The following is a 13624-nucleotide window of genomic DNA, read 5'->3' as shown; positions in this document are numbered from 1 at the left end:
AGCGCGTTTACAAAATTATTGTATCCATAGAGGGATTGGACACCGGCGTAGTCCTTTTAGGCTGAAGAGGAAAGTAACAAACTTTACTAGTTCAGACGACAAAATACTTGTCGTCTTAGGCGTTTTGTGGGAAAATTTACGGACTATAAGTATAATTAATTAGATACAAGTAGGTTACATACGAATATAAGAGCGGGGGATTTTTCTTTTTAGAGGAAAGGTATAAAAAAAGAGCATGCGCATCATGCAACGGCATACTCTTTCTGGAGATAATTTGATTTCAAATGTCAGTTTTTGGTCTTTATATATGTATATTAGCCTTTTTCTTCCGCTTCTATGGTTCCTTATATTTTCTCATATACGGATAAAAAGGAAGTACGATTTATTCTTGCGAAAGAATATTGATATTTTCAGGCATGTCTTCTACCAGTTTCTTTTCACTGTACGATAACCATAACCGATGATTACAAGGAAACAGATGAAGGGTAGAATAAATGAAACATTGACAGCTGGTAGCCAGATTATTTGTTTCAAATCAATAATACTTGCTTGTAGCGGTGGAAGAATAGAACCTCCCAGGATAGCCATGATAAGACCTGCAGCTCCAAACTTTGCATCATCTCCCATACCTTTCAAGGCAATACCGTAGATGGTAGGGAACATCAATGACATGCAAGCCGATACTGCTACAAGGCAATACATTCCGAAGATATTTTGAAGGAAGATTACGCCTAAAGTGAAAACACCTCCGAAGATAGCGAGGATCATCAGTAATTTACCCGCATTGAGATAACGCAGAATGAATGTACAGATGAAACGGCTGATACAGAATATCACCATCGCTATGATATTATATTGTTGCGATAGCACTTCCGCACTTTTCTCGTCCACACCTTGTGACATGAACAAGCGTGTTCCATACTGAATGATGAAAGTCCAGCACATAATTTGCGCGCCTACATAGAAGAATTGAGCAATGACCCCTTCACGATAACGTGTTTGGGTGAAAATGCGCTTCAGTGTAGGAAGGAAATCTATTCTATGATTCCGATTTCCATTTTTCGGCATCTTGACGAATCGTATCAGAAGTAACATAGCTACTATGATAAGTCCGATAATGAGATAAGGAGCAATCAGGACGCTAAGGTCACTTTCTTTAATTGCTTGAAATTCACTGTCGTTAAGCAATGCGCGCTCTTCGGTACACATCGGATGTAGCTTCGCTTGAATGAACTGCATGGCTACATACATTCCGAGAAGGGATCCCATTGGATTGAAAGACTGTGCAAGGTTCAAACGCCGGGTAGCTGTTTCTTCTGTTCCCATAGAAAGAATATACGGGTTACAGCTTGTCTCGAGGAAGGACAATCCGCAGGTCAAGATGAAATAGGCAATCAAAAACGGATAATATTCTCCCGTCATTTTGGCGGGGAAGAATAAAAATGCTCCGAAAGCATACATTCCCAGTCCTAATAAAACACCGGCTTTGTAAGAATATTTGCGGATGAATATGGCAGCCGGGAAAGCCATTGCAAAATATCCTCCGTAGAAGGCAACCTGTACCAACGCTCCGTCGGTAGCACTCATCCGGAAAATTTTGGAGAATGCCTTTACCATCGGATTGGTTATATCATTGGCAAATCCCCATAATGCAAAACATGAGGTGATGGGAACAAAAGGTATAAGATAACTGATGCCATCTTTCGAGAGGATGGACTGTTTGGGTTGTTTCATGGTTGTTTCTGGTATTTTTTAAGTGTTATACAAATGGAACATTCTCTCCATTGGTTTCCATTTCTCTGCGGAACTCATTCCGGGAGCGGCTTGCTGGAAGATTGCCATATATTCTTCCCACTCCTGTTGGCGGGGAAGCGTGTTCAGGCGTTCCATTGCTGTGTTCCAGTCAAAATCAAGGGGAGTCTCGACGATCATAAACAGTCGTGTTCCCAAGATATAAATTTCCATTTCCAGAATACCGACTTCCCGGATGCCGGCTAGGATTTCTGGCCATGCTCCCGCCTGGCTATGTCTTTTCCGATATTCAGCGATCAGTTCCGGAGAATCGCGTAAATCGAGGGTTTGGCAATATCGTTTGACGAGAACGTTATAAGATTGAACCTGATAACCGGTTTGGGGTGTTTCCATATACTTTTATTTTTTAGGGTAATATACTTGTGGTGTAACGCTACGGGTTACAATCTCTCTCAATTCACGGAGATCGGCTATTTCTCCTTTTGCCATAGCCTGTGTCAGAATGTTTCCCATTGCAGTGGCTTCTACCGGACCTGCGTAAACGGGAATACCGAGTTCGTCAGCTGTCAGTTGGTTGAGTAATTGGTTTTGTGATCCTCCGCCGATGATGTTTAGCTGACGGATCGGAGAGGGGAGACAACGGTTGAGCTGTTCCACTGCCTGCCGATATTTGAAAGCTAATGACTGGAGTACACATCTCACGATTTCTGCTTTGTTTTTAGGCACTTGCAAAGCATGATGCCGACAATAATGAATAAGGGCGTTTTCCATATTCTCCGGGTTCATGAATGTTGCGTCATCCACAGGGATAATGGTCGCAATCTGTGCTTCGGCAGCTTGCGGGATGATTATATCATAATTTTGTTCTTCGCCACATGCTTTCCATTCACTCATCAAGCGTTGCAAAATCCATAATCCCGAATAGGTGTTCGGGAAGACCTAAAGTGCGTATGGTATCCAGTGGCCAGTTCCGCGACCGGGCATCGAGTAATTCGGAGGTGGAGGCAATGCAATATTCATTATTGGCTACACCTGTCAGGAAATAGCTGAAGAGGTCGGGCATAAATAACAGTTGCCGGGCAACTTCCAACTGCGCATCTTGATGCTGTTTCATGCTGTAAAGTTGAAACAGTGTATTGATAGACATCACTTGAATACCAGTGTCGGCATAGTGTTGGCGTTCATCCAGTAGCTTGAATACTTCTTCCGGTATTCCTTCTGTTCTTGCGTCCCGATAACAGACAGGATTTCCTAACAGGTTTCCATGTTTGTCAATCAGTCCGAAATCCACTCCCCAGGTGTCAATACCAATACTTTCTACGGCATATCCTTTTTGTGCAGCCAGTTTCAGTCCGGTTTTCATATCTTCGAACAGTGCCGGGAAATCCCAGTAGATATGATTTCCTAGTTTGACCTGTCGGTTGGAGAAGCGGTATACCTCTTCCAACTCCAGTTTGCCATGGCAAAGGAAGCCGGCGATAATCCGTCCACTTCCGCCTCCGAAGTCCGCTGCTAAATAAGTGTGTTTGATGGTATCTTTCATGGTATATTGCCCGGATATTAGTTGGTTTTCTTTCCTAATACGTAGATTTCCAGGTCTTCAATTTCTGCCGGTGTGAGCACTGAATAATCACCGCCGGATTGAACGATGATGCGGCAAGCCATTTCAAAGAAGGTAGCCCGTTCGTATACTTGATTGAAGTCTTTTCCGCATACCACTTGCCCGTGGTTGGTCAATAAAACCGAGTTATGTTTTAGCATGGCTTCTACCACGGCTTTTGCCAGTTCCGGTGAGCCGGGACGATAATACGGAATCACAGGTATTTCCGAACCTACATGGCAGGGAATTTCTGCTGTTACGTTGAAGTTTGTCGGTTTGTTCTTCATGCAGGAGACAGCCGTGGCATATTCTGATTGAAAGTGGAGAACGACATTGACGTCCGGACGCTCGCGGAGAATCCCTAAATGGAATGTGCTTTCCATAGACGGTTTTACACCATTGGTAGGGGTGCCGCTGGCAATATGGCAGATAGAGACTTTTTCTTTGCCAAGTGTAGGAACCCAGGAACCCGTACCGGAAATCAATGCTTCTTCTCCGATTCTCCAGGAAAGGTTACCGCTGCTGCAAAGCATTAACTTAGCATCTCCGTAACGGTGTGCTTGTTCGATGAACTGTTTATCTATTAAATGATTAATTAAAATCTGTGCTGAGCTGTGCTGATTTATTTGCAAAAAAAATTAAAGCGACTTTCGAAGTCTTACTTCCGTCGGCAAGAACTTCTGCACCGGTACATTATTGAGAACGAAATTGGCGGCTTCGTTTCCCATCATTTCCCAATCAATACTCAATGAGGTTATTCCTTCATCAATCACTTCGTAGGAAGGAATATCATTGTACGCCAACAGACCGAAATCTTTTCCGCATTCCAGCCCTTCCAATCTTCCTTGTTTCACCACCTTTACTACGTCTTGTTGTTTGATGGCGATATAGGCAACTCCCTTACGTACGATCAGATTCTCAATATCCTCTTGTATTTCACAGAGAACCCCCTGTTCCTGACAGAAACGGGTAAAATATACCTTACTGCTTTGAGGGTGTTTCAGGCTTTTGGGAAACAGAAAAACGAGCTGGTGATAGTTCCTTAACATTTCCTTGAGCAGATTCAATGCCTGATAGAAAGAATCATTAAAATCCTGACAGATATATGAATACTTTTCTTTTTCAAATTTGCCGAAATCGAGAAGTAATAATCTTGAAGGATTAATTTTATTGAGAACAGTGCTGAATTTCTCGTTATCGAAATTCATCACGATGTATTTGTTGTATTTTCCGATGGATTCCCGGAGGATCGTATTGAACAACCGTTCGTTGTATTGATGAAACAATAAGTCTACCTTATAGTTAATGGGCAGATGTCTGACGAAACTATTGTATAAAGCTTCTTTGAAAGGAGTGTATTGGTCGAGCAGCAATAAGATATTGGTCACCTGGCTCGTCACATAATATCCTTTTCCGGGAGTGGAGTCGATCAGTCCTCGTTCGCGTAAATCAAGGAAAGCCTTGAAAACCGTATCACGTGATACTCCGTATTGAGCGCTTAACTGATTGATGGAAGGCAAAGAATCTCCTTCAAGAAATTCTTTTCTGGAAATCGCCTGGCTAAGTGTGTCCGCTAGTGCGTAACCTTGCTTGCCTGTTGTCCGAATGTTGCCTTTTTATCAATTCGTTTCATATTCGAAAAGTAAATAATACTGTACTGAACTATGCTGATGCAAAGGAAGGCGTTTTATTCTGAATGAAACTAATTATTTACTATGTTTTATAGCATAAAATGAAAAAATCCTCTCCAGCGAACCGGAGAGGATTTATAGCTTTTCCTGATTTCTTATTCGGAACCTGCCGAAAATTATTCAGCAGCAGCTTCTGTTGCAGCAGCTTCTTCAGCCGGAGCTGCAGCTTCTTCTGCGGGTGCTTCAGCAGCAGCTTTTTCAGCAGCTTCAGCAGCTTTCTTTTCAGCGAGTGCTTTTGCTTTCACTTCGTTGATTTTCTTTTCTGCTTCCAGACGTGCTTTAGCTTCAGCTTTCTTAGCTTCTTCTTGTTTAGCCTTCAAAGCAGCCAGACCTGACTGTTTGTTGTTTTTCCAAGCTTCGAATTTAGCTTCTGCTTCTGCTTCTCCGAATGCGCCTTTTGCTACACCGCCCAAAAGATGTTTCTTCATGTAAACTCCTTCACGAGAGAGGATGTTACGTACAGTGTCACTTGGTTGTGCACCTTTCAGTACCCATGCCAATGCAGCGTCGAAATTCAAATCTACTGTAGCAGGATTGGTGTTAGGGTTGTAAGTACCAATCTTCTCAATAAATTTACCATCACGTGGTGCTCTGCTGTCTGCAATTACAATTGAATAGAACGCGTAACTTTTACGTCCGTGTCTCTGCAATCTGATTCTAGTTGCCATTTTAAATAATTGTTTTTAATGATTGATTTGAATTATGCTATTATCTCGTAATAGCGGGCGCAAAGATACGGCTTTTCTTTTGATTGACAAACATTTCGCGTCTTTTTTACGAATATCGTTTCGGATAGCGGAATAAAATCGCGAGCAGGGCGCATGCTCCCATTGTAAACGGATAATAGAGATTGCCGATGATACTGATAGGGGAGACATTGGCAAGTCCTGCTGCAATCAGCATTTGTGCTCCGTATGGAATAATCCCTTGTATCAGGCAGGAGAAAGTATCGAGGATGCTGGCTGCTTTTCTTCGGTCGATATGGAATCTCATGGCAATGTCTTTGGCAATCGGCCCTGTTGTGATAATGGCAATCGTGTTGTTGGCTGTACATAAGTTGGCGATACTTACCAGAGCGGCGATGCTTAGTTCGGCCCCTCTTTTACCATTGATGTGGCGGGTGAGTTTTCTGATAATGTAATCAATGCCACCGTTATAACGGATTGTTTCGAGCATCCCTCCGGCCAACAGAGTAATAATAATCAGTTCTCCCATTCCTGTAATTCCTGTTCCCATGGCACCAAACCAGTCGAAGATTCCGAAGCTTTCGGTCGCGATGCCAATGATGCCACTTGTCAATATACCTATTATGAGTACGAGCATTACGTTCATTCCGGCAATGGCTGTTCCTAATACTATTATGTAAGGTATAACTTTGGTCCATTCGATGGTCTGTGTTTGGGTGGGAGCAGTAATGGACAGTCCTTGAAATATGTAAATTCCCAATACAATGATGGCCGCCGGGACGACAATCATAGAATTTACCCGAAATTTATCGCGCATTACACATTCCTGGGTTTTTGTCGAAGCGATAGTGGTATCGGAGATAAAAGATAAGTTGTCTCCGAAAAAAGAACCGCCTACTACGACAGCTACCATAAAGGGGAGAGTTATTTCAGTCTTTTCTGCCAGTCCTACGGCAACGGGAGTAAGGGCGACAATAGTTCCCACACTGGTTCCGATGGATAAAGAGATGAAACAGGCGGCAATAAAGATGCCTGCCAGCAATAAATTGTCAGGAAGAATATGCAGTGTCAGATTGACGGTAGCATCGATTGCCCCCATTTGCTTCGCACTTTGAGCAAAAGCTCCGGCAAGAATGAATATCCATATCATCAGGAGAATATTCTTATTGGCAGCTCCTACCGAGAATTGATAGATACGCTGGTCCAGTTTCAAGCCGCGTGTAATGGCGATGGCATAACAGGAAGAGATAAGAAAAGCCACTGTGATAGGCACTTTATAAAAGTCGTTGACGAGGATAGAAGTCACGAGATAAAGGCATAAGAATACGAGTAACGGGCTCAATGCCCACCAGTTTCCGCGACGGTCTTTATGTATTTTTTCTTCAGTCATAAATGGACGTTGGGTATTTTTTTTATTCTAAAATCAAAATAGTGATGCAAAAGTAGTGTTTTTCTTTTTAAACGAGCGTGTTTTTTCATCTTTGGATATCATAATTATTTAATTGAAAGAACAGTTATTGGTAAGTTTATTACTTTTGTGATGCAAATGTATTTTTCATAGAAAGAAAATATGGAAATAAAACTAGTAACTTCGGATAAAAAAGAATTCCTTGAATTATTAGAGCCTGTTTAAATTTTCCTGAGATTATGTTAGATAGGCTTTACCGACCTGTTTTTATTCGTCACATAGTCTCCGTCATGCTTCTCACAGTAACAGAAAATATACTCGAGAGCAACTCTCAAAACTGTGTCGGGCAAAACTCGGAGCAGGCTCTTAATAACCCACTTTTCATTCATTAATAGAAAAGTTCTCTTTCATTAATTGTAAACTTCTTATTATCAGCATGTAAACTTATTTTTCGTTAACCGTAATCTATAAACGCAAGCTTCGTTTATAAAAACAAAAGCTTTGATTATAAAAACGAAGCTTGCAATTATATAATCAAAGCTTGCGTTTATAGTTTGCATCGAATGAAAAGAAAGTTTCCTTCCTGTCCGAAGGAACTTTAGACTTAATGGGCGGGAAGTTTTCTATTAATAGCCAAGAGCGCAACTGTTAATACCCCTTCCGCCAACTACAGACGGACGCGACAAGAAGAGCCGAGGTAAGCTAAAATATCAGCTATAATATTATGACTGAAGAGAATTTAAAACAGGATCTAAGTAAAAATATGAACAAAATAGGACAATAATCGTTAGACTATTGCCCTATACCATATTTGTACTGATACTAAAATATATCAGTTAAATGTTATTTATGTATCTATTTTTCTTATATTATCCATGCTGTTGATTACTTTTCTTTCCTCAAAAATACAATATAAAAAAATCGTTTGTCAAATGTATCAGAAGAAAAGCGGGTTGCTCATGCGATAGTGTTGATTTTATTTATAAATCATATCCCCAACCGCCAATATCGTTACAGATGTGAGTGATAACTTTATTATTGGGCGCAATAGGAGATGTGGCATCTCCTTTTATATACATTATGTTCATAGTTCTATTTTAAAAAACTGACTACTCATTAAACCAATCTATTTTCTTTGAGAAATACATCACCATTGCTAAGATAATAAATAATCCTAAGCTGCCTGCCAATAATGCGAAAGTCTCCAGCTGGATAAGAACAAAGATATAAATATAGAGTATAGTCAACAAACCGGACATGATTAATGACGGTTTCTTTTGCTTGGTGATTCCGAACATATATCCGCCTATCAGTATAATAGTCAGTGCAGAAGATAACAAATAGGCAGGGTTGAAGCCGATATGTTCGGAGAAGGAGAGGAGCAGGCTGTAGAATAGACAAAGTGCCAGTCCCACTAACAAATACTGTAAAGCATGAATACGGGTTTTATTCATAATTTCAGTGAAGAAGATAACTCCGAATGTCAACAGGATAATCAGGATAGCATACTTCGCTGAACGCATGGACTGTTGGTACTGTTCCACCGGAATTTTGAAGTTCACACCGAAACTGGAATTATCTATATCTTTAATATTAGAATTGGTATAGTCAATCATTACTTGTGAGTAATTCCGGTTCAAGTTCAAAACTTGCCATTGTGCCGAAAATTCTTTTTCGGTAATATTCCGGTTGTTAGGCAGGTAGTTTCCGGTGAAACTCGGTGTATTCCAATTGGCTTTCAGGTCTACACGGGTTGTTTTACCCAGCGGAATAAAGTTGAGTGACTGTGAACCTTTCAGTTTGATTTTTATTTCGTATGGCAGTTCTTTGTTCTGCTTCAATTCCGATAAATTTGCGATTGCATGAACTCCAGTGTTATTTATTCCTCTGTTGTCCATACCCGGTTCGAATATATAAACAGAATCACCCAGAGTGATGCTGATTTGTTCGCTGATACCTCGCATATCGGTCAGGTTTAAGCAAATTGCTACCCTGTCAAACTGCAATTGCTCCATATCTATTCTGCTCTTTTTCAATTCTTCCGAACTGAATGATCCTTTCAATGTCAGTTCCGATTGATATACATTGACCTCATAGATACTTCTTTTCAGAATTTCAGTCTTCAGTTGTCCGTTGACCGTAAGCTCGTCAGGAAAGAGTATCAGGTCTTTGATGGAAACCGTCTTCTCGCCGTTGTTTTCAGTGACAACCGGATACTGGAGATTCAGGTAAGGACCAGTGATGGTTTGTGCAAGACTCCATTTTTGGCTTACCTCGTTGATAGCTTCTTCCTGGGTTTGTCCCCGTTCGGAAATAAGATTCTCAATCATGAACATAGGTATCATCAGGAGAAGGATTAATAATCCGATGATGACCACTTTGATTGTTTTGGAAAAACGGTTGAGGCATCCCATAGGTTGCTGTGCCTGTTGCTCATTTGAATTTTCGTTGAAAGCGTCCATAAACCAGTAATGTTTTGATGAATTATTTATTTTGATTTTAGAAATTTCTCTAAGGCTTCAATATGCGATTTGAAAGCTTCTCTGCCTTGCGGGGTTGCCTGAAAAACAGTCCGTGGCTTTCGTCCGACAAAACTTTTGTTGCATACGATATATCCCAGCTCTTCCAGGGCGCGGGTATGGCTGGCAAGATTGCCGTCGGTCAGAGAGAGCTGTTCTTTCAGAAAATTGAAATCAGCTTCCTCATTTACCATCAGGATAGCCATGATGCCTAATCGGACCTTGCTTTCGAATGCTTTATTAATATATTGGAATGCTTCTATCATTTATGATTTCTTTCTTTCGTAGTGTAAATAGAATAATATACCATAGAGGATATGGAAAACACCGAAACCGATAGTCCAGAACAATAGTGAATGACCTTCACAAAAACAGTCTACGACGCCCAGGCAAATGAAAGCATAGCCTAACCATACAATGCTGGAATAAGTATACTTGGAAACGTTGACCAGTGCCAGCCCGTAAAATAAAAGCATGACAGAAGCCATAATGTCATAATACTCGTGCATAAGGATGGAAATACATAAAACACCTCCGGTCAGCATCGGAAAAGAGAAATGCCACAATGCCCGGTAAGTGAGGCGGCTGAAAAATTTTTGTCCTGTCTTTTTAGATTTGTAATAGGACAGGATGCAGGTAGTGACCGCCGCAGCTATCAATACGAGCGAGGCTATTATGACCATTAGTTCAAGGGCAACAATTAAATAAGTGTCCGGTGTAATAACTTGTGTGGCGATATATGCCCCAACTAATGCGTAAATGCCCGCCATGATTGCAGCGAGACCACTTAGAGAGATAAACTTTGAGGACTTTTCCATCAACTCTTTTATCTCATTTACCGATTCTAATGCTTTATCTTTATTCATATAAAAGTACTTTGTGATGCAAAGTAAAATAAAAGCTTTTAGATGAACAAACTTTTGCTTGAATATTTGGATAATAAAAATTATTATCCCCAAAAACATTATCCCAACTTTTTGACAAAATGCCTTATAAACGAATATAGTTGATATTCCATTCTTTGTTAAAACTGCAAGGATATTGTTTCAGTCCCACAATATATGGGACAATCGGAACCAATGGATATCTTCAAGCAATAAGCCATTATTTTATCTAATATAGTAGAACTTTATTATACAAGGTATGCGTAAAAACGTTATCTTTGTATATGTTTCAACAAAAGACATTAGATTGATATGAAAGAGATATTCAGTCTCTTTTGTAAGGGATTTGATGAAAGGTGATATTGAGCAATGTCTGCTTCGTACCCGTTCTTTCTTCTCTTCTATTCCTTATGATTTGGAGAACAATCAGGAAAAACACTATCAAACCATATTCTATTTGTTATTCCGTTTGATGGGGCAATATGTGGATGTAGAGGTAAAGAATGCCATTGGCAGGGCCGACGTGGTAATCAAAATGCCTGACGCGGTTTATGTACTTGAGTTCAAGGTGGATGGTACTCCTGAAGAGGCATTGGTGCAAATTAATAGTAAACAATATGCCATCCCTTATGAGATAGCCCATCGCAAGGTTGTTAAAGTTGGAGCGAATTTCGATAGCGCAACGCGGACTTTGGGAGAGTGGGAGATAGAATATTCTTAGATAGAAATAAATTGAATCATATATACTTGAAATCAAACATTTTCTGCTTACCTTTGTCAGCATGAAAAAAGGAAACGGTAAAGGAGACGAACTTATGGCAAGTAATTATATTCGTTTCGATTGGGCAATGAAACGCTTGTTGCGTAATAAAGCCAATTTTGCAGTTCTCGAGGGCTTTCTAACCACTCTTCTAAATGAAAAGATAGTCATTCAGAAACTGTTGGAAAGTGAGAGCAATCAAGAGGACGAGTTTGACAAGTATAATCGGGTGGATATGCTTGCGGAAAACTCAAAGGGTGAACTCATTTTGATTGAAGTTCAAAACAATAATGAGTATGCGTATTTCCAACGTATGTTATTCGGCACTTCTAAATTGGTGACCGAATACATAAACCGCGGGGAAGGGTATGACAAAGTAAGGAAAGTATATAGTGTCAATATTGTATATTTCTCTTTAGGGAGTGGAAAGGATATCGTATATCATGGAAAAACAGAATTCCGCGGAATCCATCAGGGAGATGTTTTGGAATTGACTCCTTTCCAGAAACAGACATTCAAAGTAGATAGTGTCAGTCAGCTTTATCCCGAATATTATATTCTGAAGGTCAATGATTTCAATCAAGTGGCCCGGAGTCCGTTGGAAGAATGGATTTATTATATGAATACAGGTGATATACCTGATGGTGCGACAGCACCGGGGTTGGATGAGGCTCGTCAACGCCTGAAACTGGATAAGATGACAAAAGAAGAATTAAGTGCTTATTATCGTCATTTGGATAATATAGTAATTCTACGTGACAATATATATACCGAACGTGCGGAAGGTCGTGCTGAGGGCCGTGCTGAAGGTCGTGCTGAAGGTCGTGCAGAGGGCCGTGCTGAGGGCCGTGCCGAGGGACTTATGGAAGGTCGTATGGAAGAAAAAAGAGAAATGGTACATAATATGAAATCTTTGAATATTCCACTTGATACCATTTCGCAAGTTACAGGACTATCCATTGAAGAAATAAAAAGTTTGTAGAAGGATCGCCCCCGAAAAATGTGAATTTTAAAATGATAAAGACAACGCTTCCATTTGTGCTGGGAGCGTTTTTTTTATTCATAAAATAGGATACTCTGCTGAAACTGCGAGAATATTGTTTCTCGCACTATAGATATTGTTACGGTTTATTCGCGAATTAATTAAATAATGTTACCTTTGTGCTTGAAAAATATATAAAAAGAAATACTATGAGAACTATTTGTAGTAATTTGTTATTTGTGCGAATTATGGATCCAGACAGACGAATGGCTTTGCTATTTTTCATTTTAATGATAATTCTTGTTGTTACATTAGAACGAATGCTTTATGCTTCAGGAGAAGTTGCACTTGCAAATAAGACTAGAATAACTTTATTGGAAACAATAGAAGATGGATTCAATGCACAATATAAGGCACTGGGACTATATGAGGCTGGTTATAAAATGGAACCAAATAGGAACTTTGAGCATTGTACTATAACTAGTTCTAAAGGTAAAAAAGTAAAAGATATTGTGGTTGAAGAAAACAAGGTCGTAGTGAGTTCGGATATTGATACTGGAATAAGTCATACCGTTTTAGCAGAAGAGGGAATAGATGCCGATGCTTGTTTATCTTTGTGGAGTAAGAAACTGTCTGCGGCTAATATTGTTTCTTGTCATGCATTACGAATACATATTCATACAGATAGTGCCTATGTACTTGCTTGTGGAGATTCTACGTTATTTTTACCAGAGTATAAAAAAATTAGTAGTTTTTACTCCGGACTTTCCAATGAAATTGAAGTAGAGCCTTTTATTCGGTATTCTTGGTTGACAGTTCTTAAAAACACTTCAATAACGATGGTGGTTATTGTAGAATTAATTATCCTTGTTCTTTTATTTGTTTGTTTTATCTATTATCTAAGAAAAAGAATAAAAAAGAGCATTCCTTCAGTAACAGATATCTCCCAATTAAATATAAAAATAGCGAATCTGCGTTATGTTTACAGTTCGCATGAATTTTATACAGATGATAATCGAAAGATCCGGATTACTAGCCAACCTGCATCTTTACTTTTGCTGCTTTTGAAAGCTCCCAATCATACGATGACAAAAGAAGAGATTATTTCATGTTTTTGGAGGTCGGAAGATAGAGGCGTAGAAGGTAGGTTGCGTCGTGTAGTGAGTGATTTAAGGTGTATACTTCGGGAAGAATCAGTGAATATATCTATTAAATCATCAGGAAATAGCTATTCTTTGATTGTTTAAAAAGTGCCATTTCATCGATGAAAATTTGTTGTGAGAAATTTCTCACAATAGTTCTCACGATTTTTCACATCAATAAGTTGTCGTGTTCGAATAGG

At 39.8% G+C, this 13624-nt stretch carries 10 protein-coding genes and 3 pseudogenes; 3 read left to right on the top strand and 10 right to left on the bottom strand.

Going from position 1 to position 13624, the window contains the following annotated elements; all coding sequences use genetic code 11:
* Positions 1-423 precede the first annotated feature (423 nt).
* From fucP to A4V03_RS10715, 10 genes and pseudogenes are all read right to left on the bottom strand, one after another.
* Positions 424-1734, bottom strand: coding sequence for an L-fucose:H+ symporter permease (fucP, locus tag A4V03_RS10765; RefSeq protein WP_065538889.1), 1311 nt, complete (start codon positions 1732-1734; stop codon positions 424-426).
* An 18-nt stretch (positions 1735-1752) separates the two neighbouring features.
* Positions 1753-2145 (bottom strand): L-rhamnose mutarotase, encoded by a 393-nt coding sequence (locus A4V03_RS10760; RefSeq protein ID WP_065538888.1) that lies wholly within the window; start codon positions 2143-2145, stop codon positions 1753-1755.
* A gap of 6 nt (positions 2146-2151) precedes the next feature.
* Positions 2152-3295: pseudogene (locus A4V03_RS10755) on the bottom strand (rhamnulokinase).
* A 17-nt stretch (positions 3296-3312) separates the two neighbouring features.
* A complete protein-coding gene (locus tag A4V03_RS10750; protein WP_369882244.1) occupies positions 3313-3948 on the bottom strand; it encodes a class II aldolase/adducin family protein in 636 nt (211 codons plus the stop codon).
* 42 nt (positions 3949-3990) lie between these two features.
* A pseudogene (locus A4V03_RS10745) lies at positions 3991-4985 on the bottom strand (GntR family transcriptional regulator).
* A 174-nt stretch (positions 4986-5159) separates the two neighbouring features.
* On the bottom strand, positions 5160-5711 hold the full coding sequence (locus tag A4V03_RS10740; protein WP_065538887.1) for a 30S ribosomal protein S16: 552 nt from the start codon (positions 5709-5711) through the stop codon (positions 5160-5162).
* A gap of 106 nt (positions 5712-5817) precedes the next feature.
* A complete protein-coding gene (locus tag A4V03_RS10735) occupies positions 5818-7119 on the bottom strand; it encodes a Na+/H+ antiporter NhaC family protein (RefSeq protein WP_065538886.1) in 1302 nt (433 codons plus the stop codon).
* A 1127-nt stretch (positions 7120-8246) separates the two neighbouring features.
* Positions 8247-9599: a cell envelope integrity protein CreD gene (gene creD / locus A4V03_RS10725; RefSeq protein ID WP_065538885.1), complete on the bottom strand. Its 1353-nt coding sequence runs from the start codon at positions 9597-9599 to the stop codon at positions 8247-8249.
* Between the two features lie 26 nt (positions 9600-9625).
* Positions 9626-9922 (bottom strand): winged helix-turn-helix domain-containing protein, encoded by a 297-nt coding sequence (locus tag A4V03_RS10720; protein WP_004313179.1) that lies wholly within the window; start codon positions 9920-9922, stop codon positions 9626-9628.
* Complete coding sequence (locus tag A4V03_RS10715; protein ID WP_065538884.1) at positions 9923-10522, bottom strand: hypothetical protein; 600 nt, start codon at positions 10520-10522, stop codon at positions 9923-9925.
* A 340-nt stretch (positions 10523-10862) separates the two neighbouring features.
* Here A4V03_RS10715 and A4V03_RS10710 point away from each other — a divergent pair.
* The 3 genes and pseudogenes from A4V03_RS10710 to A4V03_RS10700 form a co-directional block, all read left to right on the top strand.
* Positions 10863-11261 (top strand): annotated as a pseudogene (locus tag A4V03_RS10710) (PD-(D/E)XK nuclease domain-containing protein); the annotation flags it as partial.
* Positions 11262-11322: 61 nt separating this feature from the next.
* The gene (locus tag A4V03_RS10705; RefSeq protein WP_065538882.1) at positions 11323-12282 is read left to right on the top strand and encodes an Rpn family recombination-promoting nuclease/putative transposase; all 960 of its coding nucleotides are present in this window, start codon (positions 11323-11325) and stop codon (positions 12280-12282) included.
* Positions 12283-12491: 209 nt separating this feature from the next.
* A complete protein-coding gene (locus A4V03_RS10700; RefSeq protein ID WP_236588642.1) occupies positions 12492-13529 on the top strand; it encodes a winged helix-turn-helix domain-containing protein in 1038 nt (345 codons plus the stop codon).
* The last annotated feature ends 95 nt before the right edge of the window (positions 13530-13624 follow it).

This window comes from Bacteroides caecimuris (assembly GCF_001688725.2).
Classification (GTDB): Bacteria; Bacteroidota; Bacteroidia; order Bacteroidales; family Bacteroidaceae; genus Bacteroides; species Bacteroides caecimuris.
Note: the sequence above shows the minus strand (reverse complement) of the source record. Positions and strands in the feature narration are given on the sequence as shown.